This is a genomic window from Rhizobium sp. BK491, from assembly GCF_014194925.1.
Lineage (GTDB): Bacteria > Pseudomonadota > Alphaproteobacteria > Rhizobiales > Rhizobiaceae > Rhizobium.
On the sequence record NZ_JACIAR010000002.1, the window covers coordinates 376,215 to 403,203 of the forward strand.

Below are 26,989 nucleotides of genomic sequence, written 5' to 3' on the forward strand. Positions count from 1 at the left end.
CTGCGAAACGCGATAGTCATGTTTCGCCATCTGATATATCAGAGATGCAAGCAGTCAGATGGCGCCGGCCAATTCGTTGGCCCGATATCGGTGTCGACGGCTGCACGATCTGCCGTGTGTGATTGGAGTGGATGAGATGAGATGGAAGCGCACGATCCAATTGCTGGACGTTCACTGCGAGGGTGAGATCGGCAAGGTTGCCATCGGCGGCGTGCCGAAGATCCCCGGCAACAGCATTGCCGAGCAGCTCCATTGGCTGAACACGGATCCAAAGGGCCAGGAGCTGCGCCGTTTCCTCGTGCTGGAGCCGCGCGGCGCGCCGATCGGATCGGTGAACCTGCTGCTGCCGGCCAAGCATTCTGAGGCCGATGCCGGTTTCATCATTCTGCAGCCGGATCAGGCGCATGCGAGTTCGGGCTCGAATTCCATCTGTGTGACAACGGCGCTGCTCGAATCCGGCATCGTCGAGATGAAGGAGCCGGAAACGGTCGTCACGCTCGATACCGCCGCCGGCCTCGTGCGCGCCACTGCGACCTGCCGCGACGGCCGCTGCGAAAAAGTGCGGCTGACCATGGTGCCGTCCTTCGTGCATGAGCTGGATGTCGGGCTCGACACACGGCAATGGGGCAGGATCAAGCTCGATCTCTGCTATGGCGGCATCTTCTACGCGCTCGTCGATGTCGGCCAGATCGGCTTGAAGATCGAAAAGGCCAATGCGGCTGCCCTCGTCCATGCCGGCATGGTCATCAAGGAAGCGATCAACCGTGCGATGACCGTAGTTCATCCGGAAATCCCGGCCATCTCGGGCGTTGCCTATGTGATGTTCCGCGATATCGACGCCGATGGCGCCATCCGCACCTGCACGACCATGTGGCCCGGCCGCGCCGACCGCTCGCCCTGCGGCACCGGCAATTCGGCCAATCTGGCGACGCTGCACGCGCGCGGAAAGGCCAAGGTCGGAGATGTCTTCAAATCCCGCTCGATCATCGGTTCGGAGTTCGAAGTGGGGCTGCAGGCAGAGACCGAAGTTGCCGGAAAGCCGGCTATCATCCCGACGATTACCGGCCGCGGCTTCACCTTCGGCTTGAGTCAGGTGGCACTCGATCCCTTCGACCCGATGGCGGAAGGTTTTGCCATGACGGATGTCTGGGGACCCTCGGCGGGAGATATTTGAGGGTGGCCGAGCAAACAGTTCCCACCTGTCTCTTCGAGAGTTTTGCCTCTCACCCTAACCCTCTCCCCGTTTGACGGGGAGAGGGGACGACCTCTCACGCTACTTTGGGCAATTGGTTGATAGGAAGGCTGCGGGTGCGCCCATCCCCTTCTCCCTGCGAGCGGGGAGAAGGTGGCCGGAGGCCGGATGAGGGGCCTTTGGCACAATCTTATGCTTTCGGATAAATCACACCCTTGCGCAAAATAATGTTCCCATAGAGCCTGGGCTCGCTGGTCTGTATCAGCGCATGCGCACGCTGCACCCGCTCGTAGAATTCCGCCGGCAGTAACGGCACGACCTTGATCTCGGGCACATGCCGGGCGCAGCATTCGATCATCTCCGCATGGACGGGGTCGACGGCATCGCGGTCCTGCTTGACGGTCGCCCGGAATATCGCCTGCGGCACGAAATCGTCGATCGGCAGCACGCTCAGCACGGCATCGAGCACGCGAATGACGCCGTGGCCGTCGAGGCGGATGAGGCGGCGTCCATGTTCGAGACCGGGATAATTGCCGTCCACGAGGGCGATCTCGTCGCCATGGCCCATGGCGCGTAGCGTCGCCAGAAGCTCCGGGCTCAACAGCGGGTCAATGCCCTTCAGCATGCTCTATCTCCTTGAAAAGAACGTTCTGGTCGATGAGGTAGCGCGCGAAGATCGGCAGGCTGGCGCCGCCGATGGCGCGTGCCTGCGGCCCGACGGCGCCCTCGATGATCTCGGGCATGACGACGCCCTGAAGATCCAGTTCCGCCGCTGCCTTGATGGTTGCGCGCACCACGCGTTCTCGCACCCAGCCGGGAAAGCCGCCATCGATGACGGCGGCGCTGAAATCAAGAACGGAGGCGGCGGCGACGATCGCTTGTGCCAGTGCCTTGGCCGTGTCCTGGATCCAGATTTCCAGCGGCTCGCCGAAATCGATCCAATTATCCGCCGAATACCAAAGTGGGCGGGGGTCGAAACCATGATCCCGCAATAGATTTTCCAACACGAAGATCGAGGCGATCTCGAGAAGCTGGCGATTCTCGCCGTTGCGGCCGCGCACGGGCAGCGGGCCGAGTGCGCCCGCGGTACCCGTTCGGCCAACGAAGACGGACGAATTCAGAACGATGCCGCCGCCGAGGAACGAGCCAATGAAGAAATAGACGAAATCCGGATAGTGCGGGCCGATCCCGAAGACCAGTTCGGCACCGCAGGCGCTGGTGGCGTCGTTTTGCAGGAAGACCGGGTAAGCCACGCGCGAGGCGATTTCGGCTCTTAGATCGAAGCCTCGCCAGGCATCCATCGCTCCCGGCGGCGCGCCCACCTGCTCGGCCCAATTCCAGAGCTCGAACGGTGCGGCAACGCCCATTCCCGCGATCTTGCGGCGCTGCTCTTCGCTGAGGCGCCCTTCCAGTTCCTTGATGCCGGCCGCGACGAAGGTGATGATGTCCTGCGGCAGCGGGTAGGGGTAGATCTGATGGAGCTGCATCCGGATGCCGCCGACGAAATCCATCAGCACGAGGTCGGCGCTGCGTCGGCCGATCTTGACGCCAAAGGAGAGTACGGCGTCCGGATTGAGCCGCATCGGAGTGGAAGGCTGACCGACGCGCCCGCGGACCGGCGCATCGCGGGACAGCAACCCGTCCTTTTCCAGCTCCCGCATGATGACGGACACCGTCTGTGCCGAAAGCCCGCTCCGCCGCGCAATATCGGCCTTCGAAAGAGCGCCGTGACGGCGCACGAGCGAAAGCACAAGCCGTTCGTTGTGGGCGCGCACGCCAAGCTGGTTCGCGCCCCCAGAGGGGTCGAGAATCGCCGGTGTTGTCGGTGTGTCCTCCGGGTCATGCACGAGAGACATGGGCCTGCTCCTTCCATCATGGCCATGCCCTATTTTTTTCCAGAATGCCACATCGAATTAATAATTCAATCCGATTTATTTATTGACAGGCGGATTTCTTTAGGGTCTGATATCGACCGTCGAGGATGCGCGCATAGCCTTGGAGGAGGTCCACCGAAAACAATCCCACAGGCTTGACGCATCTTTAACCGGGTTCGAAGCGAACCCGCGACAGCCGGAGGGTCCGGCTTTTCAAACATCGGGAGGATTGAATGAAGAAATCCATTATTTCCGCAGCCGTTGCCGCCCTGGCGCTCGGCGTTGCATTTGCCGCTCCGGCCAAGGCCGCCGGCGTATCCGCCTGCCTCATCACCAAGACCGATACCAATCCCTTCTTCGTCAAGATGAAGGAAGGCGCCACCGCCAAGGCCAAGGAACTCGGCGTCACGCTGAAGTCCTATGCCGGCAAGATCGACGGCGACAGCGAAAGCCAGGTTGCCGCGATCGAAAGCTGCATCGCCAGCGGCGCCAAGGGTATTCTGATCACCGCTTCCGACACGAAGGGCATTGTTTCCTCCGTCAAGAAGGCACGCGATGCCGGCCTGCTGGTCATCGCGCTCGACACGCCTCTGGAACCGGCTGACGCCGCCGACGCGACCTTCGCCACCGACAACCTTCTTGCCGGCAAGCTGATCGGCGAATGGGCCAACAAGACGCTGGGCGACAAGGCCAAGGATGCCAAGATCGGCTTCCTCGACCTGACGCCGTCGCAGCCTTCCGTCGACGTCCTGCGCGACCAGGGCTTCATGATCGGCTTCGGCATCGACCCGAAGGATCCGAACAAGATCGGCGACGAAACCGATCCGCGCATCGTCGGCCATGATGTCACCAACGGCAACGAGGAAGGTGGCCGCAAGGCCATGGAAAACCTCCTGCAGAAGGATTCCAGCATCAACGTCATCCACACGATCAACGAACCGGCCGCTGTCGGCGCCTATCAGGCCCTGAAGGCCGTCGGCTTGGAAAAGCAGGTTCTGATCGTGTCGGTTGACGGCGGTTGCCCGGGCGTCAAATCCGTCAAGGAAGGCGTGATCGGCGCTACGTCGCAGCAGTATCCGTTGATGATGGCAGCCCTTGGCGTCGAGGCGATCAAGAAGTTCGCCGATAGCGGCGAGAAGCCGAAGCCGACCGAAGGCAAGTCCTTCTTCGACACCGGCGTCTCCCTGGTCACCGACAAGCCGGTTTCCGGCCTGAAGTCGATCGACACCAAGGAAGGCACGGCAAAGTGCTGGGGCTAAGCCCCTTGCGAAATGTGATATAATCCCTTCGGGAGCCGCGTCATGCGCCTGCTGGCGCGGCTCTCCTTATAAGGGAGCAGACCATCGCAACAGTCACGTCGGCCGGGGTTCATCCCCTCGGCGGACCCCTTAACAGCCGGCGGTTTCCGCGCATGAGCGCGGTGGCGGAGGAATAATTATGTCCGGAGCACAGGAATTCGAACGTGTTCTCGACGGCAGCGACAAGAACGTCGCGTCGTTCGAGCAGCACGATGTCTCTTTTCTCAAGCGCGTGCAGCACTTTCTGCATTCGACGCCGGCCGCCGTGCCGTTGATCGTATTGGTAATGGCGATCGTGATCTTCGGCATCGCGATCGGTGGGCGGTTCTTTTCCGCCTATACGCTGACACTGATCCTGCAGCAGATCGCGATCGTCGGCATTCTCGGTGCTGCCCAGACGCTGGTCATCCTGACCGCCGGCATCGATCTTTCGATCGGCGTGATCATGGTTATTTCCTCCGTCGTCATGGGCAACGTTGCCGTCACTTACGGTCTGCCGGCGCCGGTCGCCATCATCGCCGGCATGGCCGCTGGCGGCCTCTGTGGGCTGCTCAACGGTTTCCTCGTCGCCAACATGAAGCTGCCGCCGTTCATCGTGACGCTCGGCACGTGGAACATCGTCATGGCGACGAACTTCATCTATTCCGCCAATGAAACCATCCGCGATACCGATGTCGATGAAAAGGCGCCGCTCCTGCATCTCTTCGCGATCAGCTTCCGGCTTGGCGGTGCGGTGCTGACCCTCGGCGTCATCGCCATGGTGCTGCTGGTGCTGGGCCTATGGTATATTCTCAATCATACCGCCTGGGGCCGGCATGTCTATGCCGTCGGCGATGATCCGGAAGCGGCGAAATTGTCGGGCATCCAGACCAAGAAGGTACTGCTTGCCGTCTATGGCGTTTCGGGACTGATCGCGGCTTTTGCCGCCTGGGTTTCGATCGGCCGCAACGGCTCTGTCTCACCGTCTTCGGCCGTGACGGACTTCAATCTTCAGGCGATTACCGCAACCGTGATTGGCGGCATCTCGCTCTTCGGCGGCCGCGGCTCGATCCTCGGCACGCTCTTTGGCGCCATGATCGTCGGCGTCGTTTCCATGGGCCTCAACATGCTCGGCGCCGATCCGCAATGGAAGGTGCTTCTGACCGGCGTGCTCATCATCGGCGCCGTCGCGATCGATCAATGGATCAGAAAGGTATCGGCATGACCACGACCGTCGAACCCATCCTCACTGCCCGCGGTCTCGTCAAGCGCTATGGACGCGTCACCGCGCTCGACAACGCCGATTTCGATCTCTATCCCGGCGAAATCCTTGCGGTCATCGGCGACAACGGCGCCGGAAAATCCTCGCTGATCAAGGCGATTTCCGGCGCGGTGACACCCGATGAAGGCGAGATCAAGCTGGAAGGCAAACCTGTTCATTTCAGGTCGCCGATGGAAGCGCGCGATGCCGGCATCGAAACGGTCTACCAGAACCTGGCGCTGTCGCCGGCGCTCTCAATCGCCGACAACATGTTTCTCGGTCGCGAGATCCGCAAGCCCGGTTTCCTCGGTTCCGTCTTCCGCATGCTCGATCGGCCGGCCATGGAAAAGCGCGCCCGCGACAAGCTCAGCGAGCTCGGCTTGATGACGATCCAGAACATCAACCAGGCGGTGGAAACGCTCTCCGGCGGTCAGCGTCAGGGCGTTGCCGTGGCACGTGCCGCCGCCTTCGGTTCCAAGGTCGTCATCATGGACGAGCCGACGGCAGCCCTAGGCGTCAAGGAAAGCCGCAAGGTCCTTGAACTCATCCTCGACGTGCGTGCGCGCGGCTTGCCGATTGTTCTGATCTCGCACAATATGCCGCATGTCTTCGAGGTTGCGGACCGTATCCATATCCACCGCCTTGGACGACGCCTGACCGTCATCAATCCGAAGGAATACACCATGTCCGACGCGGTTGCCTTCATGACCGGCGCCAAGGCTCCGCCGGTCGAGAACGTCGCTGCATGAGTGTTTCTCTTGACGATGTTGCCGGCGAGATCATCGCGCGCGCCGGCAACACGAAACGCTTCCTGGTGGCGATTGCCGGGCCGCCCGGGGCAGGCAAATCCACCCTGGCCGATAATGTCGCCAAGGCGTTGAAGGCGAGGGGTGAAAGCGCCGAAGTCCTGCCCATGGACGGCTTCCACATGGATAACGCCGTCCTCATCGAGAAGGGACTTCTGAAACGGAAGGGCGTGCCTGACAGTTTCGATGTGCGGGCCTTCCTCGATATCGTCAGGGCCGTACGCGCCGCCGACCAGGAGGTCCTGGTGCCGGTCTTCGACCGTTCGCGAGAGATTGCCATCGCCTCGGCCCGCATCGTATCGGCAGATCATCGCTTCATCGTCATCGAGGGCAATTATCTGCTGTTCAACCAGGGCAAATGGGCGGAGCTGGAAGGCATGTTCGACTATTCGATCATGCTCGCGCCGCCGATGGAAGTGCTGGAAGAGCGACTTTGGGCGCGCTGGAGGGGCTACGATCTCGATGAAGAAGCCGCCCGGGCCAAGGTTTACGGCAACGATCTGCCGAACGGCCGGCTGATTCTGGAGAACCGGCGCCGCGCGGACGTCACCATAGATATCGTGCAGGATTGACCTCGCCCATCATTTAACCGCCGTCGCGGATTGTTTTGCGAGGGCGGATGGTGCTATCGAAGCGCGATAGCAGAAAGTGCGATCTCGAAAAGGCTGAAGCAGCTTTCGGGTAGGATCGCGCTCACATTTCCAGAGGTCGCGCCCATGCAAAAGCTCACCATCCGCCGTCCTGACGACTGGCATCTGCATTTGCGGGACGGAGCCATGCTGGAAGGCGTGATAGCCGATACCTCCAGGCATTTCGCCCGCGCCATCATCATGCCCAATCTCGTGCCGCCTGTGGTAACAACGGCGGATGCGGCCGCCTATCGCGAGCGCATCCTGAAAGCGCTGCCGGCGGGTGATCGCTTCCTGCCGCTGATGACGCTTTATCTCACCGAACATACCAATCCTGACGACGTCGAAGAAGGCAAGAAGAGCGGCCTCATCACCGCTGTCAAACTCTATCCGGCGGGTGCGACAACCAACTCGCATGGCGGCGTGCGCGATCTGAACAAGGCAATGCCGGTGCTGGAGCGCATGGCGAAGATAGGCCTGCCGCTCTGTGTTCATGGCGAGGTCACGACGCCCGAGGTGGATATTTTCGATCGCGAGGCCGTGTTCATCGAGACCGTGCTTGATCCGTTGCGCCAACGCCTGCCTGAACTGAAGGTCACGATGGAGCATGTGACCACCACGGACGGGGTCGACTACATCAAGTCGGCAAAGGCAAACCTCGCCGGTTCGATCACGACGCATCACCTGATCATCAACCGCAATGCCATTCTGGTCGGCGGTATTCGCCCGCATTATTACTGCCTGCCGGTCGCCAAGCGCGAAAACCATCGTCTTGCCTTGCGTGCGGCCGCAACCAGCGGCGATGCCCGGTTCTTCCTCGGCACGGATTCGGCTCCGCATGTCGATCCGCTGAAGGAATGCGCCTGCGGCTGCGCTGGCATCTATACGTCGATCAACACCATGAGCTGCCTTGCCCATGTCTTCGAGCAGGAAGGTGCATTGGACAGGCTTGAGGCTTTTGCGTCGCTGAACGGCCCGGCCTGGTATGGCCTGCCCGTCAACGAGGATAGCATCATCCTGGTACGCCGGCCTGAGGCCGTGACTTTCCCTGCCAAGATCGAGACCGGAGCCGGCCCGGTCACCGTTTTCGACCCGATGTTCCCATTGCATTGGGATGTCGAGATTTAGACGGGTCTTACATAAGTAAATTAAAATATAGAAATGATATTGCGGCAACCAGTTGGTGTTTGCCGCAATATGAAACGTATATTTTGTTGAAATATATTTTCTTTATTATTTGCCGTAACTAATTGGATACGCCTGAAGGCCTAGTGTGCCGACGACACACCCTGCGGTAGAAGTCCAACCGTCGAAAGAGCATGATGCTGGTCGATTACAATTCCCTGCTTCTCGCCCTCGGTGTTTCCGCATCATGCCTTGCGGTCACGTTGGTCGGAAGCTGGTTTTCGCGCCGGCCCGACACCTTCCTGCTGACGTGTTCTGCCGGCCTTGTGCCTATCGTCGGCGGCATCTTCGTCTACGGCGCCTATGTCGACCATCCCAAGCCGATTTTTGCCATTTTGACGTTCGTCTTGTTCTTCCTTGGCTTCGCGACGATCTGGGTGGCCGGTTATCAGTTTCGCACGGGTCGCCTCTCCAGGATCCGCTTTGCCCTCGGTTGCTTGCCGGGCATGTCAGCATCGATCGGACCGATGCTTGCCGGCTACGACGGCCTGGCTTTCATCGCTGATAACCTTGTCATCTGCGTGCTTCTGCTTCTGACGGCGCGCGAATATTGGCTCAGCCGGCGCGAGGCACCGACGCCGCTCTATGGCATTACGGCGCTTTACACGCTGACGGCCATTTCCTTTGCCTTATGCGCGGCCGCGCTGATCGCCGATGACAAGCTCGTACTCGGTCATGCGCCGGACAACTGGGCGGAGGATGTCAGCCTCGCCGTCTGCATCGCCGGAATGACCGGGATCGGGGCACTGTCCCTTGCTTTGCACCAGTGGCGCCAAGCCGCATTTCATCGTCAGGAGGCGATCACCGACGCTCTGACCGGGCTGCTTAATCGCCGCGCGCTGTTCGATCTTTATGGCCGCCGGTCCTTCGGCCCTTCGATGGCCGTCATCATCTTTGACATCGACCGTTTCAAGGCGATCAACGATCAGCACGGCCATGCCGCTGGCGATCTCGTGCTCAAGCTTTTCGGCCAGGAACTCGCCTTCGGTTTGCGGCCTTCCGACACGGTGGCGCGTCTGGGAGGCGAGGAATTTGCGCTTGTTCTCGACAACGCGCTGCCGGGTCGCGCGGAGCAGGTCGCAGAGCGGGTGCGTGATGCCTTTGCGGCACGGGCGATCAGCATCGAAGGCAAATCTTTCGCCTGCACCGTCAGCGCCGGCATTGCGACCGGTACTGCCAAAGGGCTCGGCTTCGATGATGTGCTTCGCGCCGCCGACAAGGCGCTTTATGAGGCAAAGCGAAACGGCCGCAACCGTGTAGAGGTCGCGGCCTATCTGCGGGCTGTCTAGCCGGGCGTTTTCGGCTGACCATCTCTCGTCACAGGCTGTCAGAACAGGGCCTTCACGAAGGCGCATGCGGCCAGTAGCGAGGCGACCGTGCGCACATGGTTCCAGCGCGTCCAGTCGCTAATATAGGTGGACCATAGCTGCACCGACTCAGCGGAATGGCCGTCCACTTTATCGAGTGCGTCGTTCAGGGGCACATTGAAGACCATGGTCGAAAGAAAGCTCGCGACGATATAGAGCGCTGCCCCCGTCAGCATCAGAACGCTGGTGCCGCCTCGCCAGTAAAGGATGGCCATCACTGCGATGAAGATCGAGAGCGCCGCCGTCAGCAGGAACAGCACGATGAAGGGCGAGCGCACGATCGTCGTGTTGATCGATTGCATCGCGGCAATCCCCTGATCGACGGGAAGGCGGGCGAAAGCCTGCATGATGAACGTCGAGAAGGCGAAATAGACGCCGGCGAGAAGCCCGCTGCTGAGCGCGGCGATGATGAGAGCAATATTCGTGATCGGAAAGGTCATGATTGAGCACTCCAGATGCCGGTTGCGGCGGTTTGTCGGGCATAATCGAAAAAATCTTTCGGCTGCCTGCGGAGGAGCCAGCCGATGCCGTTCATGACAGGCGAGTTGCAGCCGTCGAGACGCTCGGCGAAGCGGTCGCCGATTTTTCCCAATCCGCCGATGACGGCAATTGTCGAGATCTGCATTTCAAGCTTCTCCAGCACAAAATGTGATAAATTCTCTCATTTGCAAATGTGATAAACTCTCTTATACTGCTTGTCAACAGGCGTAGGCAGGGAATGGAATGGCACGGGAACCGATCGCGAGACGCAGGCGCAGCAAGGATGAGGCGGGGACGCCGCGCCGCATACCCAGTCAGCAACGCGGCCGCGAACGCGTGGATCTGATCCTTTCGGTGGCATCCGAGCTGATTGCGAAAAACGGCAGCGATGCGCTGCGCATGGGCGAGATCGTCGAGAAGGCGGGCGTTTCCTTCGGCTCGCTCTACCAATATTTCCCCGACAAGACGGCGATCATCCGTGTGCTGGCCGAGCGCTTCAACGAGCAGGGCCGGCAATGCGTCGAAGACGAACTGGTGGCAATCAAAAGCCGCGATCAGCTGCAGTCCGCTCTCGGCCGCATTGTCGATGGCTACTACGCTATGTTTCTGGAAGAGCCTGTCATGCGCGACATATGGCACGCGACCCATGCCGACAAACTGCTGCAGCAGGTCGATGCCGAGGATATGGAATGGCATTCGCAGGCGTTTCTGACCGTTCTAAAACGCCTATGGCCGGCGCGCGACGACTCCGAACTTGCGAGAACAGCCCGGTTGACTATGCAGCTTGTCGCGGCTGCGGTGCGCTATGCGATTTCGATCGAACGGGAAGAAGGCGACAAGGTCATCGAACTGTTCAAGGCGATGCTCCCTGCCGATCTTGGAGCACTGCACTGATTGCTTCTGGTCGCCCTGCAGAGGGCGACCGAGGGGATGCCCGCAAAAGCTTTCATATGTCTGGAAACTCGGCCCGCTTGCTGCTATTGCCGCTGGAACATTAGCGCTCGCCAAGGAGGCCTTGCATGACCCAGATGATATTCACCGATCGCACCGTCATGGCTGAGCTGATGGCTAGGATGCTTTGGGAGATCAAGGCGGTCCACTTCAATGCCGACAAGCCCTACAAGTTCGCGTCCGGCATGGCGAGCCCGGTCTATATCGATTGCCGAAAGCTGATCTCCTATCCGCGCATCCGCTCGACGGTCATGGACTTCGCCGCCAGCATCATCGTGCGCAATGTCGGCTTCGAGCAGTTCGATTGCGTCGCCGGCGGCGAGACGGCGGGCATTCCTTTCGCCGCCTTCCTGGCCGAGCGCCTGAACCTGCCGATGATCTATGTACGCAAGCAACCGAAGGGCCATGGCCGCAACGCCCAGATCGAAGGCGATATGAAAGACGGCGCCCGCGTGCTCGTCATCGAGGATCTGACGACGGCCGGCGGCAGCATGTTCACCTTCATCGACGCGATCCGAGCAGCCGGCGGCATTGTCGATCATGGCATGGCGCTGTTCTATTACGGCATCTTCCCCGAGGCGGTCGAACGCTTTGCCAATCGGAAGGTGAGCCTGCAATACATTACGACCTGGCGCGAAGTGCTCGCCGTTGCCAAGGAACAGAAGCTGTTCGACGACAAGACGCTGGAGGAAGTCGAAGCCTTTCTCAATGCGCCGCTCGCCTGGTCCGGCCGGAACGGTGGTATTTCGGAGCTGCCAACAAACTGACGCTTTGCTTTTGCACTGAATCTATCTAATCGATTTATGTAATGGACACGATGGACGCGCTCTTTGGGAGGCCGGAATGATTTTGTGCTGTGGCGAAGCTTTGATCGACATGCTGCCGCGGGATACGACGCTGGGTGAAAAGGGCTTTGCCCCCTACGCCGGCGGCGCGATCTTCAACACCGCGATCGCGCTCGGCCGTCTCGGCATTCCCACGGGCTTCTTCACCGGCATCGCCGACGACATGATGGGTGAAATCCTGCGCGATACGCTATCGGCCTCCAAGGTCGATTTCAGCTATTGCGCCATCACCCCCCGTCCGAGCACGATCGCCTTCGTCAAGCTCGTCAACGGCCAGGCAACCTATGCCTTCTATGACGAAGGCACGGCTGGCCGCATGATCACCGAAGCGGATCTCCCGACGCTCGGCGATGATTGCGAGGCGCTGCACTTCGGTGCGATCAGCCTGATCCCCAATCCGTGTGGCGGAACCTACGAGGCGCTGATGAAGCGCGAGTACCAGCGCCGGGTCATCTCGCTCGACCCGAACATCCGCCCGGGATTCATCAAGGACAAAACAGCTCACATGGGCCGCATCAGCCGGATGGCGGCCATGTCCGACATTCTCAAATTCTCCGATGAGGATCTGGAATGGTTCGGCATTGCGGGCAATCACGACGAACTCGCCACTCATTGGCTGAACCAGGGCGCCAAACTCGTCGTCATCACCAAGGGTGCGGAAGGCGCAACCGGCTATACCAAGTCGCTGAAAGTCTCGGTGCCGAGCGAGCGTGTCACGGTTGTCGATACGGTCGGCGCGGGCGATACCTTCGATGCCGGCATTCTGGCATCGCTGAAGATGAACAACCTGCTGACCAAGGCGCAGGTGGCATCGCTGAACGAAAAGGCGCTGCAGGATGCGCTGGCTCTGGGCGCGAAGGCTGCGGCGGTCACGGTCTCCCGCGCTGGAGCCAATCCGCCCTGGGCGCATGAGATCGGGCTTTGACCCAACCCTCCCCTTGAGGGGGAGGGTGGGCACGCAGTGCCGGGGTGGGGTGATCCTTTATTCCTTCCAATGCGGGAGAGCTTAATCACCCCCCACCCGCCGCTTCGCGGCGACCTCCCCCTCAAGGGGGAGGTAGATGAAATGCTTTACTTCGCGCGGCTTGCCAGCGCAGCCACCAGCCCCTGTGTCGAGGAATCGTGGCCGGCAGCGCTTTCCTTGCCTTCGATGACCGGGAGCAGGCCGGTTGCCAGTTCCTTGCCGAGTTCGACGCCCCACTGGTCGAAGGAGTTGATGCGGAAGAGCACGCCTTCGACGAAGACGCGGTGTTCGTAGAGCGCGATCAGGCGGCCGAGCGCAAAGGGCGTCAGCTTGTCGTAGACGAAGGTGATCGACGGACGATTGCCGGTGAAGACGCGGTGCGGCGCGATGAAATCGGCCTTCTTGTCGTCCATGCCCTTGGAGGTGAGCTGAGCCTTGGCTTCCTCGAAGGTGCGGCCCTTCATCAGTGCTTCCGACTGCGCCAGGCAATTGGCCATCAGCAGGTCGTGCTGGTGGCGCAGCTCCGGTTCGAAGCCGTTTGCGGCGATCATGAATTCGGCCGGGATGATGCTCGTGCCCTGGTGGATGAGCTGATAGAAGGCGTGCTGGCCGTTGGTGCCGGGCTCGCCCCAGACGACCGGGCCAGAATTGCCTTCGACCGGCGTGCCGTCGATGGTCACGCCCTTGCCGTTCGATTCCATATCCAGCTGCTGCAGATAGGCCGGGAAGCGCGACAGGCGCTGGTCATAGGGCAGGATCGCGCGCGTCGGATAGCCGAGCACGTTGCGATGATAGAAGCCGATGAGGCCGAGCAGCATCGGCAGGTTTTCCTTGAACGGCGCCTGGCGGAAATGGTTGTCCATCGCATGCGCGCCATCAAGGAATTTGCCGAAGTTTTCCGGACCGATCGCGATCATCAGCGGCAGGCCGATGGCCGACCAGATCGAGTAGCGGCCCCCGACCCAATCCCAGAAGCCGAAGACGCGCTCGCTGTCGATACCGAAGGCGGCGACCTTGTCGAGCGCCGTCGAAACGGCCGCGAAGTGGTGCTGTACGGCAGCTTCGCCGAGCGCATCGGCGATAAACTTGCGCGCCGTCTGGGCATTGGTCATCGTTTCGATCGTCGTGAAGGTCTTGGAAGCCACGATGAAGAGCGTCGTTTCCGGCTTAACGAGTTTCAGGATATCGGCGATATGGGCGCCGTCGATATTGGAGATGAAGTGCGAGCGCGGGCCGTCGTGGAAAGGCGCCAGCGCCAGCGTCGCCATGACCGGGCCGAGATCGGAGCCGCCGATGCCGATGTTGATGACATCGGTGATCGCCTTGCCCGTCGAGCCCTTCAGCGCGCCAGAGCGGATGCCGTCGGCAAATTTGCCCATGGCGGCGAGAACAGCGTTGACGTCAGGCATGACATCCTTGCCATCGACCAGCACGGGCTTGTTCGAGCGGTTGCGCAGCGCGGTGTGCAGAACGGCGCGGTTTTCGGTGAAGTTGATGGCGACACCGGAGAACATTTCCTCGCGCTTGGCGGCGACGCCGCCTTCGGCTGCGAGCTTCTCGAGAAGGGCGAGGATATCGTCGTTAACAGCTGTCTTGGAGTAATCCATCAGCAGGTCGTCGAACGAGGCGCTGAAGCGGGAAAAGCGTTTCGGATCGGCGGCGAAGGCGGCGCGAATATCCGTGGCCTTCGTTGCCGATGCGGTGCTCTTCAGTTGATCGACGAGGGCGTTCATGGGAGGCTCCTTGCGGTTCGCGCTGCTGGCCTTCAAAACCGGGCCAAGCGCTTTGAGTTTGGTCGCGAAAACTATTCCCTATGTAGGGCGTAAATCAAGTTCACCTATCGCCCAAAACGAAAAAAGCCGCTCGTGAAACAAGCACGAGCGGCTTCCTGAATGACACGGAATTATGTCAGCCGCGCAACTCCTTGCGCAGGATCTTGCCGACATTCGATTTCGGCAATTCGGTGCGGAACTCGATGAAGCGCGGGCGCTTGTAGTTAGTAAGATTTTCCGCGCAGTGAGCCTTGACGTCGGCCTCGGTCAAAGCCGGGTCCTTCTTGACGATGAAGAGCTTCACCGCCTCGCCGGAATGCGGATCGGCCACGCCGATCGCAGCTGCTTCCAGAACGCCCGGATGCATGACGGCGACTTCCTCGATCTCGTTCGGATAGACGTTGAAGCCCGAGACCAGGATCATGTCCTTCTTGCGATCGACGATCTTGGTGTAGCCGCGCTCGTCCATGAAACCCATGTCGCCGCTGCGGAAGAAGCCATCCTCCGTCATGACGCGTGCAGTTTCGGCCGGCTGCTTCCAATAGCCTGCCATGACCTGGGGTCCACGGATGCAGATTTCGCCGACTTCGCCGAGCGGCAGGGAATTGCCGTTCTCGTCGCGAATATCGAAATCGGTGCCCGTGATCGGCAGGCCGATCGTGCCGGAGAATTCGGAACTGTCGAAACGATTGGCGCTTGCGACCGGCGAGGTCTCGGAAAGGCCATAGCCTTCGGTGATCCAAGCGCCCGTCATCTTCTGCCACCGTTCGGCGACCGGCCGTTGCACCGCCATGCCGCCGGCAAGCGTTGCGGTATTGGACAGGTCGAGCTTGCTGAACTCCGGATTGTTCATCAGCGCGTTGAACAGCGTGTTCAGGCCGGGGAACATGTCGAACTTGTATTTGCCGAGTTCCTTGATGAAGGCGGGTATGTCGCGCGGATTGGCAATCAGCACATTATGGCCGCCTAGCGACATGCCCATCAGTGAATTCACCGTCAGCGCGAAGATATGATAGAGCGGCAGCGCGCAGACGAAGGTCAGCTGTTCCGGTCGCGGCTTGTTGATATAGGCGGATTGCAGCCAGAGCAGCAATTGCAGCTGGTTGGCGAGCAGATTGGAATGCGTGAGGATCGCGCCCTTGGCAACGCCGGTCGTGCCGCCGGTATATTGCAGGAAGGCAATGTCGCTGCCTGTCAGCTCCGATAGCTTCAGGGGCAGACGCGAGCCCTCGGCGATCACGCTCTTGAAGCTGCGATGGCCGGGAATGGACCAGGCCGGCACGAGCTTCTTCACCTTGCGGACAATCAGGTTGACGATGTGGCCCTTGACGCCAAGCATGTCGCCGAGCGCGGTCACGACCACATGGCGCACATCCGTATGGGCCAGAACCTGCTCGACCGTATGGGCGAAGTTTTCCAGAACGAAAACCGCCTTGGCGCCACAATCCCGCAACTGATGCTCAAGCTCGCGCGGCGTGTAGAGCGGGTTGACGTTGACGACGACGAGCCCGGCGCGAAGGATGCCGTAAACCGCGATCGGGTTTTGCAGCACGTTCGGCATCATGACGGCAACGCGATCGCCCTTCTGCAGGCCGAGGCTCTGCAGCCAGGCGGCGATCTTGCGCGTCTGCAGGTCGAGATCGCGATAGGTGATGGATTTGCCCATGCTGGTGAAGGCGGGTCTGTCGGCGTAGCGCGCGCAGCTTTCCTCCAGCAGTTCGGCGAGCGAGGCATGCTCCAGCGGCGGCAGCTCCGCCGGTACGATATCCGGGTAAGAAGCGAGCCATATTTTCTTGACCTGCGGTTTATCCGAAGGAGCGGAGACTGAATTCATGCGCATTTCCTCCTCTACGCACCATCACCACGCCCGGCCGTCATATGCGGCGGCTATGCAGAGTGTCATTGGACGATCAAAAAGTCTCCCGCTTTTCGCATCGCCGTAGTCTTGCTCTCAGATAAATCACCAGAGCGCAACTGAAGCTACAATAACCTTGACGTAAACGTCAATATTTGTTGCGTGCTCACGTTTTTTTACAATCCTGAAAAAAGTACTGGAACTTTTATGACAACGGAGCGTTAATAGCGCCATGGGTTTAAACCCATCGGAGCATCGTGCTGCCTTAAAGAGCAGATCGGACGCTCCACAGTTTATGTGACGCGTATCTAAAAGGAGGTGCGCATATGCATAAAGAGAGTGCCGATTTCTCGGGTCGTGACCTTTACATCAAGGACATGTCGATGCTGGTCGCCTGCGACCGCGTCGAAGGGTCCAGGGTATACGGCTCGGACGGCAAGCAGATTGGTCATATCGAGCGGCTGATGATGGAAAAAAGTGATGGACGCATCGCTTTCGTCATTCTGAGCTTCGGCGGTTTCTTCGGCATCGGTCAGGAGCACTACCGGCTGCCGTGGGAGAAGCTGCGCTACGATGCCCGCATTGACGGCTATCGCGTCAGCATGACCAAGAACGACATCGAAAAGGCGTGCCGCTTCGCGGCCAAGGACGATCACGACCATAAGAATCATGGCCACAAGGGCCACGATTATTTTGGCGTGCCGCCCTATTGGATGTGAACGTGCTGGCGGAACTGCCGGATGCCCCGCCGAGGCGGGGCCGGTGTCTTGTTTGGGCTATTTGAACCGCCCAAGCCTTTGCACGACCTCGATCTTGTAACCATCGGGGTCGGTGACGAAGAACAGCAATGCAAAAAGCTTCCCATCACGATTGAGTTCGATGATCTTGCCCGGGTTGAGCCCGAGTTGGATCATGCGTGCATGCTCGTCCTTCAATTCCGCAACGGAGACTGCAAGGTGGCCATAGGCATCCCCTTGCGCATAAGGCTCGATGCGGCCCTGATTAATGGTCAACTCCAGTTCGAATCCGGTCTCGGCATTGCTGAGATAGACCAGGGTGAAGGTCTCGAAGGCAATGCGGTCGGCAACCTTGAGGCCGAAAGCCTTGTCGTAGAATTCGATCGAGCGCGCTTCGTCGAGCACGCGGATCATCGAGTGGATCATCTTGGCCATCGGCGTCTCCATAAATCGTCAAGGCATGTCATTGCAGCCAATGCCATCGGCAGCCGGTGAAGGCAAGCATGGGGAAACTCGCCACGTCTCCAGTTGAATATAGATCGAGGGTTCCCGAATTGCGATCGGTCTGCTTAACTTCCCGGCGCTCAAGTATACGGCTCAAGGGGGAGAAACCATGTACTACGCCATTCTGGCCTATCACGAGGAAGATGTCGTCGAATCCTGGAGCAAGGAGGAGGATGCCGCACTCATGACGGACCTTTTGGAGATCAATGACCGCCTAGTCGCGCAGAAATCGCTGGGGCCGGCTGCACGTCTCGGATCGACCCAAAACGCCGTCACCTTGCGGGGGACGGGTGTGGGCATGGTCATCGACGGGCCATTTGCAGAAACCAAGGAACAGCTGCTCGGCTTCTACGTCGTCGATTTTCCGACGATTGAGGAGGCAGTTGCGGCAGCGCGCGAATTGCGTCGCGTCAATCCTACCGCCGTTTATGAAGTCAGGCCGATTTCGCTTTACCTGCCCGGTGCATCCTTGCCGCCAGGCAAAGGCAATTGATGGCAGGCTGTGATCGCCTCAATCTCCATGGGATTGGAGGCCGATCCTGCCGGTGACTGACCGCTCGATCATCTCCATGCCGTCATAGATCAGCACCGCCATCAAGCCGACGATCAGGCCGCCTTGGAGGATGAAGGCGGTGTTGTCGTTGATAAGCCCGGCGATGATGACTTCACCAAGCCCTTTGGCGGCGACGGTTGAGCCGATCGTCGCCGTGCCGATATTGATGACGGTTGCGATCTTCAGCCCTTCGATGATGAGCGGCAGGGCGAGCGGCAGCTCGACGCGGAAGAGCCGCTGCCAGCCGTTCATGCCCATGCCGTCGGCGGCATCGAGCACGGAGCCGGGCACCTGCTGCAGACCGGCAACCGTGTTCTCGAAGATCGGCAACAGGGCGTAAAGGAAAAGCGCGATGAATGTCGGGACAGCGCCGAAGCCCGTGGTCGAGATGGCAAGGGCCAGCACGGCAACCGGCGGAAAAGTCTGGCCGGCATTGGCGATCGCCCGCGACAGCGGCAGGAAGTCGGCGCCGATCGGCCGCGTGACGAAGATGCCGCCGAGCACCGCCAGGATGCCGCTTGCCGCGATCGAGACGAGGATCAGCTCGAGATGGCTGAGCGCCAGGCTCGGCAGGCTGTTTTGCGTATAGATCGGCGACGCACCGAATTTGGTCAGCGGCGTCAGAACGGGCGTCAGCCATTCCGGACGGAAGAGCATGATTAGCAGCAAGGCCAGGGCCAGGACGCGAAAGAGATTGGCGGCGAGAAATCTCATGCCTTGCGGCCCAGCTCGATCAGGTGCTGGATCGAGATCGAGCCGACAGGCACCTTGCGCTCGTCTTCGACCGTCGCCTCGTCCGCACCCTGCCAGATCAATTCCGCCAAGGCGTCGCGCAGATTGAGGGTCTGCGGCAGGCGGTGCCCGAGGCCGGGCCGTGGCGGCTGCATGCTTTCCTTCAGCGGCAGCAGCGACATCAGCTTCAAGGCGCGGTCGGAGGTGCCGGTCAGCTGCTGCACGAAGGGATCGGCCGGCTCGGTCAGGATCTTCTCGGGCTCGGAACATTGCAGAAGCTTGCCTTCGCTCATGACGGCGATCTGGTCGCCGAGATGGAAGGCTTCGTCCATATCGTGGGTGACGAGGACGATGGTCGTGCCGAACTGCTTCTGAATGGCGAGCAGGTCGTCCTGTGCCTTGCCGCGGATGACGGGGTCGAGCGCGCCAAAGGGCTCGTCCATCAGCAGCAGTTCCGGTTCGGCAGCAAGAGCCCGCGCGACGCCGACGCGCTGCTGCTGGCCACCGGAAAGCTGGCTTGGATATTTGCCGGCAAAGGTGCCGGGGTCGAGATGGAAGAGGTTGAGGAGTTCTTCGACACGACTGTCGATGCGCGTCTTTTCCCAGCTCAGCAGCTCAGGGACCGTGGCGATATTCTGCGCGACTGTGCGATGCGGAAAGAGCCCGTGCCCCTGGATGGCATAGCCGATGCGGCGGCGAAGCTCGGTCGCCGGCACATTCATGATGTCCTCACCGGCAACGGAGATGTGACCTGCCGATATCGGCACCAGCCGGTTGATCATGCGCATCAGCGTCGATTTGCCGGAGCCGGACGTACCGACGATGACGGTGATCGTGCCCTTCTCTATGTTCATGCTGACATTATCGACCACGGTGGCGTTGCCATACCGCTTGGTGACGCCCTTGAGCTCGATCATGCTGGTCATGCGCGTTGTCCCCGGATGCTGTCGATGACCGCATCGAGGATGACGGCCGATGAGAAGGCGAGAAAGACCGTCGGCACGGCGCCGAGCAGAACGAGGTCATTGGCCGTCTGGCCGATGCCCTGGAAGATGAAGAGGCCGAAGCCGCCGCCGCCGATGAGGGCTGCGACCGTCACCAGCCCGATCGCCTGCACCAGCACGATCCGGATGCCGGTGAGGATGACTGGAAAGGCAAGCGGCAGGTCGATGCCGGTCAGGATCTGCCGGCGCGTCAGCCCCATGCCGGCGGCGGAATCGCGCACGGAAGGATCGACGCCGGCAAGGCCGACGACGGTATTGGCGACGATCGGCAGCAGCGAATAGATGATAAGCGCCACCAGCGCCGGCGCCACGCCGATTCCCTGGATACCGATCGCGGCAGCAAGCGGCACGTGGGCGGCGATATAGCCGAGCGGCAGCATGAGAATGCCAAACAGCGCCAGGCTCGGAATGGTCTGCACCAGGCTCAGTGCCCGCAGCACCACGGCGCGGAGGCGCGGCTGCCAATAGCAAAAGATACCGAGCGGCAATGCAAGCACGATGGCGATGGCGACGGAGCCGAGAGAAAGGAAGACGTGACGCAGCGCTTCATGCCAGAACTTGTCGGCGTTGTTGGCGTATTCCTTCATGATTGAGAGATTGTTGAGCAGGCCGGAGCGCAGGACGAGGACGAGCAGTACGGCATAGGCAGCAAGCGCCGCCACCCGTAGCCAGGGCGTCAGCCGCAGCTTGACCAGCGCGTCCGAAATCATCAACCCGACCACCCCGAGCAGCACCCAGAAGGAACCGCCGGGCGTAATTCGTGCCACAGTGCTGCCTGCCGGCGTTGCAGCCGTCGAGACGAGGCCAAGCGTGACGATCAATGCAGCGATCGCAAGGGTCGCCACGCCGAGACGAATGAGCTGATTATGGAGGAAGAGTGCGGAAAGCGCCGCCGCAGCGAGAAGGGCGATCAGCACCAATGCTGCCGGCTGGGCAATGAGCTGCGTCAGCAGTTGCGGCTTGCCGGCGGCGATGCGGTTTGCCTTGACGATGATGAACGGCATCCAGGCCATTGCCAGCCCGCCGCCGGCCACCAATACCACTCCGAGACGGTCCACTCTGCGGACCGCTAGCGCATCTTCCATCAGGCAAGCTCCGTCAGCGCATGAGCCCAGAATTCAAGGCGGGTTCGGACAAGATCATGCCCAATTGAAACCCCGCGGCTCCACTTTATCAAAATGGAGCCGCCAGAGCAGCGTCAATGCCTTACTTCAGAAAGCCATTGTCCTTGAGGTAGGATTCGGCAACAGCCTTCGCCGGCTCACCATCGACCTGGATGCGGCCGTTGAGCTTGCGCAGCACGTCGGCAGTCAGGCCCTTGAAGATCGGTGCCAGTACTTCTTCGATCTTCGGATTGGCCTTCAGCACGGCCTCACGGATGATCGGCGTCGGCGCGTAGACTGGCTGCACGCTCTTATCGTCCTCAAGGACAGTCAGTTCGGCGGCTTCGATGGCGCCGTCGGTACCGTAGACCATCGCCGTGTTGACGCCGTTGGTCTGGTCGGCCGCAGCTTTGATGGTCGCCGCCGTATCGCCGCCCGAAAGTACGACTTCCTGATCCGGCTTCAGCTTGAAGCTGTAGGTGGTTTCGAAGGCAGGCAGGGCCGCCGGCGAATTGACGAACTCCGAAGAAGCCGCGATCTTGATCGGGCCGCCGCCGGCGACCCACTTGCCGAAGTCCGACATGGTCTTCAGCTTCGCTGGGCCGGCGACATCGTTGCGCACAGCAATCGCCCAGGTATTGTTGGCGGGCGAGGGTGTCAGCCAGACGATCTTGTTGGCGTCATAATCCAGCTTCTTGGCCAGATCGTAGCCCTGCTGCAGGTTCTTCCAGGCGGCATCGTCGGCCTTGTTGAAGAAGAAGCCGGCATTGCCGGTATATTCGGCATAGATGTCGATTTCGCCCGCGGTAATCGCCTTGCGCACGACCGGCGTCGTGCCGAGAGCGATGCGATCCTGCGCCTTGATGCCGTTGGCATTGAGTGCTGCGAGGATGATGTTGCCGAGCAGAGTGCCTTCGGTATCGATCTTGGAGGAGACGACGACGTCGGCGGCGCTGGCGCCACTGGCAAGGAGAGCCGTCAGCGTGGCGGCAAGTGCAAGCTTCTTGAACATGATGTTTCCCTTCGTACCCCGTTAAATCGTTCTTCGGCTTGCCCGCGCCGCCTTAAAGGGCCGCAGTCCGGACAGGCCGCTTGGAGCGGGCCGGCGGCCCACGGCGAATTCGTGGCTGCTTCAGGGACGTAGCGCTCATCGCGGAAAAGTCGATGCGCTTCGGATACCCGTTGCAGTCGCGCGATTATGATGAGCGTACTCGACATTCGCGCGAAATTGGATTTCTTTTTTCGGGGGCAAGTGCGTTTGTTTTTGTTCCCCTTACCCGTTTGACGCTATTCCGATCTCATTTTTGCGGCTGGGTCGGTGAGGCGGCAAGGAAACGATAGTCGCCGCTTTTCAGCTTAGGGATATCTTTTTTCGAGAACACGGCATATCGTCGGGATATCATTGATCTTCTTGCGGCCGAGCCAGGATGCGTGCTGCGGATAAGGGGATGGGTTTTGTATCTCGGTGCTTTGTTCGTAGCCGACATGGTGTTCTCCGTCGGCTCGGTGAGGGAGACCGCGCGGCGGCTGTCTTTTTCCGCGTCGACCGTCTCCGGAGCCCTGCGCCGGCTCGAAACGGAGCTTGCCATGAAGCTTGTCGAGCGTGCCTCCGGTGAGCTTGCGACCCTTCTGGCGAGTTCCAAGGTTCAGAAGGGGCTGCAGCCCATTCTCAGTGGCATGCGCCAGCTTTCGACCCTGATGAAGGAACCGCCGGCTCCAAAGGACTACGACCAATGGGCCGCACGCCTGCCGCTGAAGATCGCCACCATCGAACGCTTCCTTGAGGTTGCCGATCAAGGCAGCATCAATCGCGCCGCCCGCCGTCTTAGGCTGGGCCAGCCGCAACTCTCCTTGCAGATTGCCAATCTGGAGGAACTGTTCGGCTGCCGCCTGTTCGCCCGGCAGGCGCAGGGTTCCGTGCTGACGGCGGCCGGACAGGAGGTTCATGCTATCCTCTCCGCCATAGCGCAGGCCTGGGACGAGATGAAAGCGGCAGCCGACGAGCGCTTCCAGCGAACCGCCCGCGCCGTGCGCATCGGCTCGATCATTCCAACCGGTTCGGAAAGCTGGGTTGCGCGCTCGCTTGCAAGCCTGGTATCGCGCTGGAACATCGGCGGTAACAGCAACATGCTATCGCTGCTGCTGATGACGGCGGATGATCTGCGCGAGGCGCTCCGTTCCGGCCGCATCGATGTCGCCATTGTCGATTCCGTCTTCGGCCTCGACGCCTTCGAACATGTGGAACTGGTCGCCACGGACATGGTGGCGATCGCCCCGCCGGGTAGCACTGAGCAGACCTTCGCCGCGCTCATGGAAAACCATCCGCTCTGCGTGCCAAGCCCGCGCACCGGCATTGGTAATGCCGCGACGGCATTCGGTTACGACAGCCGCGACCGCCGCCGGTTTCGCGGCCGCGATATCACCTCGGCCGATTCCCTGCCCGTCATCGTCGATCTCGTCGCCAATCACGGCTATGTGTCGTTCCTCGGCCGGGTCAGCGCGCTTCCAATCGCCGACAAGGTCCGCATCGTCGATCCCGATGAGATTTTGCCGCTGTCCTATCACCTCGCCCATAATGGCCGTAAAGCCTCGGTTGAAGCGTGCCGGCTGATCCAGCAGGCGGTTCGCGAACTGGTTGGAGAGATGGGGACGACACGAAGGCGCCTGTCGTCCCGCGGGTAGCGGAACAAATGCGGCATCTTCGCGTTTAGGTCGGTTAGGTTAGTCCGGGCGTACGCAGCCGGGGGGCGCGTTCGGCACCCAAGGAGAGACCATACATGAAAATTCTCGTAACGGCGCTCGTCGCACTAGGCATTATTATTCTGCCCGCTACCTATGCCGAGGCGCGTGATCATCACCATCACCGCTGGCATCAGCACCATCATCGCGACTATCGCCCTCATCATCATGGCTGGCATCGCCATGAAGGCTGGCGGCATGGCCATGGCCATCATCGCTGGCACAGCAAGCCGCATTTCTCGCATGCCTGACGGCTGCGGACAGGCATCAAAACGGCGTCTTCGGGCGCCGTTTTTTTTGGCCACTGGCCAACTGCGTCCTTATTCTTCCGTCCTGCTAATATCGGTTGAAGCGCACCCGCCGATGAGCCTGCGATCGTAATCAGGCGGGTCCGATGGCGATGTCGCGAAAACGCCTGCTCCTCAAGGGATAGCGGAACTTTCGAAGGCGCTATTGCGTTTACTATATCGTCCGGAGGACGCAAGTAATCCGAGTAGCGTTTACGTCCGGCATTCAAGGAGGCTGGAAATGAAAATTCTGGCAACAGCGCTGATTGCGCTAGGTATGGTCGCGTTGCCGGCAACCTATGCCGAGGCGCGTCCTCATCATCATGGGCACCACCATCGGATGATCGTCCATCGGTATTATCATCACCACTACTATTACCGCCATCACTACTATCGCCCATATTACGGCTATTACGCGCCGTATTATGGCTATGACCGACCCTATTACGGCTATTACCAGCAGCCCTATTATCCTTTGGGGGTATTCGGCGTTTTCGGGGGCTATGGCGGCTATCACCATCACCACGGTTGGTATGGCGGGCGCGGATACCATCACGGCTGGTATGCCGGTGGTCATCGCGGATGGCACGGCGGCGGCGGCCATTGGCGCTATTACAGCGAGCCGCATTTCTCGCACAACTGAGGGCCTGTCCGATGGCAAAACGGCGCCCTTTGGCGCCGTGTCAGGATGAGTTTATAAGCTGTCCGGCACTGCAGGTTCACACCGGGTTCAGGACGTGAACGGCGCGATCGGCCATCAGATGCTTCACCTTCTCGCCGTAGGCGGCCATATGCGCGGAGGCGGCATGCGCCTTCAGCGCCGCCAGGCTCTCCCACTTCTCGACCACGACGAAAGTGTCAGGCCCAAAAGCTGGATCGGCCCCTTCGACATCCACAACGGCGGTATATTCGATGCAGCCGTCTTCGGCGTGAACGGCCGGAACATTCGTCTGGAATGCTTTAAGCACTTCGGCGCGCTTGCCGGGATGGGCGGTGAGGATGGCGAGTACGTGAATCATGGAGATGTCCTTGGCAAGATAGCTATACGGATGAAACGAGCGGACGCTGCCGAATGCGCGGCCGGTTCACCATTATCACGGAAAGACGCGAGCCGAACGCCGAACGTCTATTTTAATCGCGCTTCGAATCCCGCCGCTTCCGGCGGGTTTACATCCGATTGATGTATTTTGGATCGAGCGATCCGCTCAGTAGATGGCTGACTGCAAGGAGATTGCCCTGCAGGCGACCGCGCCGGTCGATATAGGGCGGTGGACTGACCGAGCCGACGACATTCGAGGCGATATTGCCGCCCATCAGCTTCAGCGCCCATTTCAGCGATACCGAGCGCTTCTTGACGAGATAGAGCGGATTGGCGACCTGGGAGTACCCAAGGCGCAGGCCCGATGTGCGGCCCGCCTTGACGCCGAGATGGACGCCACGCAGGCGATTGAACTTGACGATCTTGCCGAAAGGACGCAGCCGCCGGCACAGATCGACATCTTCCTGCCAGGCGTAGAGCGGCAGATCCTCGTCGAAATAGATACCATTTGCCAGCATCGCTTTTCGTCGGAAGATCATGTTGCAGCCGTAAGCATTATGCGTGGCCTCGATCGTCGGTGCCGGAAAGGGAGTGGCATCGGCTGCGAGTGCGGCATCCGCTTCGTCCGCCGTCAGGCCTGGCCCAAGGATACCGTCACGAACGACTTCGCCTGTCGCCACGACAATATCTTCATCCGCCTCGAATAGGGCTTCCGTCTCAGCAAGATAGTTCGTTGCCGGGAAGAAATCGTCATCGAAGAAGACGACGACATCTATGCCGACAGCCGCATCGATGATGGCATTGCGCTGCGGGCAGCTTCCCTGCGGCGAGGAGAGGATCGTTACCGGAAACGGCGCAGAGCTCAGGCGCGCCATGTCGATATCGTCATCCTTGGTCGGACACAGGAAGAGGTGATCCGGCTTGCGCGCCTGTGTCGCGAGCCTGTCGATCATTGAGGCGAGGACCGCCTTGCGACCGCATGTCGCCACGCCAACGGCAATTTTCATGATGCACCCCCGACCCTTATCCCAAGGTGCACAAAACCATCGAAATCTGAATCTTTGGTTGTATTAATTGTGCGCATTCAACAGATCGCGTGCAAACGCGCTTTGTCGGGAGAAACCAACTCGTTTGTGCCTTTGAGGTCGGTTGATCAGTGCCGCACCAAAGTGCCTGAACACTTTCGAGGTGCGTCGCAACGACAACGGGTAGCTCAGCTAAACCTACGGTAGATTCTAGAATTCCAAATGCCGGCCCGGACGTCACCCGTGAGTTCGTTAGTGTAGCGTCCGACGACGGCCCCATTCTTCGTCGTCGGACGCGCCACCATTAGCTGGCGCACATGCATAAGCATCAGAACCCAGCGATCTCAACGACTGGCCCCCAGTCCGAATCCGCGGCGATAACAAGGACGTTGGCGTCTTTCAGGCGAGCCGGTTCAATTGGGACCAGTGGTGCGAGTATCGTGTCCATGAAACCATGAAGACCGAAGGCATCTGCCCTTGATGCGATAATCAGACGTGGTGGGACAGCGTCGACGTGGATGTTGGAACGATCTTTGGACCTTGAGGCTGTCGCTGGTCCGAAGGCCCAGAGTACGATCTTCTCTACAAAGGTGGCGCTCGGCCTGATGGCTCGTATCTCGACCCGTAGGGAGGTCTACTCCCAAAACCAGTCCTATAGCGGAGATCCTGGAGAGTTTGACGATCAATTGGACATTATGATACGGTCAATTAGGAGTGGAGCCCGAGGCGTAACGCCTCGGACCCCTGGAGCCCTATCGGCCCCTGCCGGATTGGGTCGCTGTGAACGACTTTCTCCGGGAAGGAGTTA

General features: G+C 60.3%; 28 protein-coding genes. 15 read left to right on the forward strand and 13 right to left on the reverse strand.

Annotated elements, in window-relative coordinates; translation table 11 throughout:
- The first annotated feature begins 136 nt into the window (after positions 1-136).
- Positions 137-1,174: a 4-hydroxyproline epimerase gene (locus FHX05_RS09725; protein WP_183871418.1), complete on the forward strand. Its 1,038-nt coding sequence runs from the start codon at positions 137-139 to the stop codon at positions 1,172-1,174.
- Positions 1,175-1,382: 208 nt separating this feature from the next.
- Here FHX05_RS09725 and FHX05_RS09730 read toward each other — a convergent pair whose 3' ends face one another.
- Both FHX05_RS09730 and FHX05_RS09735 read right to left on the reverse strand, forming a co-directional pair.
- Positions 1,383-1,817 (reverse strand): RbsD/FucU family protein, encoded by a 435-nt coding sequence (locus FHX05_RS09730; protein WP_183871419.1) that lies wholly within the window; start codon positions 1,815-1,817, stop codon positions 1,383-1,385.
- Positions 1,801-3,048, reverse strand: a complete 1,248-nt coding sequence (locus FHX05_RS09735; protein ID WP_183871420.1) for an ROK family transcriptional regulator — start codon at positions 3,046-3,048, stop codon at positions 1,801-1,803. Before FHX05_RS09735 ends, FHX05_RS09730 begins: the two co-directional genes overlap by 17 nt.
- Before the next feature lie 251 nt (positions 3,049-3,299).
- Here FHX05_RS09735 and FHX05_RS09740 point away from each other — a divergent pair, with 251 nt between their 5' ends.
- From FHX05_RS09740 to FHX05_RS09765, 6 genes are all read left to right on the forward strand, one after another.
- On the forward strand, positions 3,300-4,325 hold the full coding sequence (locus tag FHX05_RS09740) for a sugar ABC transporter substrate-binding protein (RefSeq protein ID WP_112609448.1): 1,026 nt from the start codon (positions 3,300-3,302) through the stop codon (positions 4,323-4,325).
- A 178-nt stretch (positions 4,326-4,503) separates the two neighbouring features.
- On the forward strand, positions 4,504-5,568 hold the full coding sequence (locus FHX05_RS09745) for an ABC transporter permease (RefSeq protein WP_015338686.1): 1,065 nt from the start codon (positions 4,504-4,506) through the stop codon (positions 5,566-5,568).
- Positions 5,544-6,353, forward strand: a complete 810-nt coding sequence (locus tag FHX05_RS09750; RefSeq protein ID WP_181476231.1) for an ATP-binding cassette domain-containing protein — start codon at positions 5,544-5,546, stop codon at positions 6,351-6,353. The genes FHX05_RS09745 and FHX05_RS09750 overlap by 25 nt, the downstream gene beginning before the upstream one ends.
- Positions 6,350-6,982 carry a nucleoside triphosphate hydrolase gene (locus FHX05_RS09755; RefSeq protein WP_183871421.1) on the forward strand — a complete coding sequence of 211 codons (633 nt, stop codon included), beginning with the start codon at positions 6,350-6,352 and terminating at the stop codon, positions 6,980-6,982. Before FHX05_RS09750 ends, FHX05_RS09755 begins: the two co-directional genes overlap by 4 nt.
- 144 nt (positions 6,983-7,126) lie before the next feature.
- Complete coding sequence (pyrC, locus tag FHX05_RS09760; RefSeq protein ID WP_183871422.1) at positions 7,127-8,167, forward strand: dihydroorotase; 1,041 nt, start codon at positions 7,127-7,129, stop codon at positions 8,165-8,167.
- A 194-nt stretch (positions 8,168-8,361) separates the two neighbouring features.
- A complete protein-coding gene (locus tag FHX05_RS09765) occupies positions 8,362-9,513 on the forward strand; it encodes a GGDEF domain-containing protein (RefSeq protein WP_183872409.1) in 1,152 nt (383 codons plus the stop codon).
- A gap of 38 nt (positions 9,514-9,551) precedes the next feature.
- On the opposite strand, the gene FHX05_RS09770 is transcribed toward FHX05_RS09765, so the two are convergent.
- Together FHX05_RS09770 and FHX05_RS09775 are read right to left on the reverse strand one after the other, a co-directional pair.
- Positions 9,552-10,031 (reverse strand): anthrone oxygenase family protein, encoded by a 480-nt coding sequence (locus FHX05_RS09770; RefSeq protein ID WP_112336622.1) that lies wholly within the window; start codon positions 10,029-10,031, stop codon positions 9,552-9,554.
- Positions 10,028-10,216, reverse strand: coding sequence for a hypothetical protein (locus FHX05_RS09775; RefSeq protein WP_183713221.1), 189 nt, complete (start codon positions 10,214-10,216; stop codon positions 10,028-10,030). Before FHX05_RS09775 ends, FHX05_RS09770 begins: the two co-directional genes overlap by 4 nt.
- 98 nt (positions 10,217-10,314) lie before the next feature.
- Between FHX05_RS09775 and FHX05_RS09780 the strand changes: the two genes are divergently transcribed.
- The 3 genes from FHX05_RS09780 to FHX05_RS09790 all read left to right on the forward strand — a co-directional run bounded on the left by FHX05_RS09780 (position 10,315) and on the right by FHX05_RS09790 (position 12,792).
- Positions 10,315-10,965, forward strand: a complete 651-nt coding sequence (locus FHX05_RS09780; protein WP_112336621.1) for a TetR/AcrR family transcriptional regulator — start codon at positions 10,315-10,317, stop codon at positions 10,963-10,965.
- 125 nt (positions 10,966-11,090) lie between these two features.
- Positions 11,091-11,789: an orotate phosphoribosyltransferase gene (locus FHX05_RS09785; RefSeq protein WP_112609453.1), complete on the forward strand. Its 699-nt coding sequence runs from the start codon at positions 11,091-11,093 to the stop codon at positions 11,787-11,789.
- 76 nt (positions 11,790-11,865) lie between these two features.
- Complete coding sequence (locus tag FHX05_RS09790; protein WP_112336619.1) at positions 11,866-12,792, forward strand: carbohydrate kinase; 927 nt, start codon at positions 11,866-11,868, stop codon at positions 12,790-12,792.
- Between the two features lie 146 nt (positions 12,793-12,938).
- Here FHX05_RS09790 and pgi read toward each other — a convergent pair whose 3' ends face one another.
- Both pgi and FHX05_RS09800 read right to left on the reverse strand, forming a co-directional pair.
- Positions 12,939-14,564: a glucose-6-phosphate isomerase gene (gene pgi, locus FHX05_RS09795; protein WP_183713215.1), complete on the reverse strand. Its 1,626-nt coding sequence runs from the start codon at positions 14,562-14,564 to the stop codon at positions 12,939-12,941.
- Positions 14,565-14,739: 175 nt separating this feature from the next.
- Entirely contained in the window at positions 14,740-16,437 is a 1,698-nt protein-coding gene (locus FHX05_RS09800; RefSeq protein WP_183871423.1) for a long-chain fatty acid--CoA ligase, read from the reverse strand.
- A gap of 347 nt (positions 16,438-16,784) precedes the next feature.
- On the opposite strand from FHX05_RS09800, the gene FHX05_RS09805 reads away from it, so the two are divergent.
- Entirely contained in the window at positions 16,785-17,177 is a 393-nt protein-coding gene (locus tag FHX05_RS09805; RefSeq protein ID WP_183713212.1) for a PRC-barrel domain-containing protein, read from the forward strand.
- Positions 17,178-17,234: 57 nt separating this feature from the next.
- Here FHX05_RS09805 and FHX05_RS09810 read toward each other — a convergent pair whose 3' ends face one another.
- A complete protein-coding gene (locus tag FHX05_RS09810; RefSeq protein ID WP_183871424.1) occupies positions 17,235-17,630 on the reverse strand; it encodes a VOC family protein in 396 nt (131 codons plus the stop codon).
- 178 nt (positions 17,631-17,808) lie between these two features.
- Here FHX05_RS09810 and FHX05_RS09815 point away from each other — a divergent pair, with 178 nt between their 5' ends.
- The gene (locus FHX05_RS09815; RefSeq protein ID WP_183871425.1) at positions 17,809-18,192 is read left to right on the forward strand and encodes a YciI family protein; all 384 of its coding nucleotides are present in this window, start codon (positions 17,809-17,811) and stop codon (positions 18,190-18,192) included.
- Positions 18,193-18,210: 18 nt separating this feature from the next.
- Here FHX05_RS09815 and FHX05_RS09820 read toward each other — a convergent pair whose 3' ends face one another.
- The 4 genes from FHX05_RS09820 to FHX05_RS09835 all read right to left on the reverse strand — a co-directional run bounded on the left by FHX05_RS09820 (position 18,211) and on the right by FHX05_RS09835 (position 22,103).
- Positions 18,211-18,966, reverse strand: a complete 756-nt coding sequence (locus tag FHX05_RS09820; RefSeq protein WP_183871426.1) for an ABC transporter permease — start codon at positions 18,964-18,966, stop codon at positions 18,211-18,213.
- Entirely contained in the window at positions 18,963-19,910 is a 948-nt protein-coding gene (locus FHX05_RS09825) for an ABC transporter ATP-binding protein (RefSeq protein WP_112336612.1), read from the reverse strand. Before FHX05_RS09825 ends, FHX05_RS09820 begins: the two co-directional genes overlap by 4 nt.
- On the reverse strand, positions 19,907-21,073 hold the full coding sequence (locus FHX05_RS09830; RefSeq protein ID WP_112607979.1) for an ABC transporter permease: 1,167 nt from the start codon (positions 21,071-21,073) through the stop codon (positions 19,907-19,909). Before FHX05_RS09830 ends, FHX05_RS09825 begins: the two co-directional genes overlap by 4 nt.
- A gap of 121 nt (positions 21,074-21,194) precedes the next feature.
- Positions 21,195-22,103, reverse strand: coding sequence for an ABC transporter substrate-binding protein (locus FHX05_RS09835; RefSeq protein ID WP_112607981.1), 909 nt, complete (start codon positions 22,101-22,103; stop codon positions 21,195-21,197).
- Between the two features lie 443 nt (positions 22,104-22,546).
- On the opposite strand from FHX05_RS09835, the gene FHX05_RS09840 reads away from it, so the two are divergent.
- The 3 genes from FHX05_RS09840 to FHX05_RS09850 all read left to right on the forward strand — a co-directional run bounded on the left by FHX05_RS09840 (position 22,547) and on the right by FHX05_RS09850 (position 24,760).
- Positions 22,547-23,773 (forward strand): LysR family transcriptional regulator, encoded by a 1,227-nt coding sequence (locus FHX05_RS09840; protein ID WP_183871427.1) that lies wholly within the window; start codon positions 22,547-22,549, stop codon positions 23,771-23,773.
- A 95-nt stretch (positions 23,774-23,868) separates the two neighbouring features.
- The gene (locus FHX05_RS09845) at positions 23,869-24,081 is read left to right on the forward strand and encodes a hypothetical protein (RefSeq protein WP_183713188.1); all 213 of its coding nucleotides are present in this window, start codon (positions 23,869-23,871) and stop codon (positions 24,079-24,081) included.
- Positions 24,082-24,358: 277 nt separating this feature from the next.
- On the forward strand, positions 24,359-24,760 hold the full coding sequence (locus FHX05_RS09850; protein WP_183713185.1) for a hypothetical protein: 402 nt from the start codon (positions 24,359-24,361) through the stop codon (positions 24,758-24,760).
- 76 nt (positions 24,761-24,836) lie between these two features.
- Here FHX05_RS09850 and FHX05_RS09855 read toward each other — a convergent pair whose 3' ends face one another.
- Entirely contained in the window at positions 24,837-25,136 is a 300-nt protein-coding gene (locus tag FHX05_RS09855; RefSeq protein WP_183871428.1) for an antibiotic biosynthesis monooxygenase, read from the reverse strand.
- Positions 25,137-25,284: 148 nt separating this feature from the next.
- On the reverse strand, positions 25,285-26,163 hold the full coding sequence (locus FHX05_RS09860; protein ID WP_183871429.1) for a glycosyltransferase: 879 nt from the start codon (positions 26,161-26,163) through the stop codon (positions 25,285-25,287).
- Positions 26,164-26,989 lie beyond the last annotated feature (826 nt).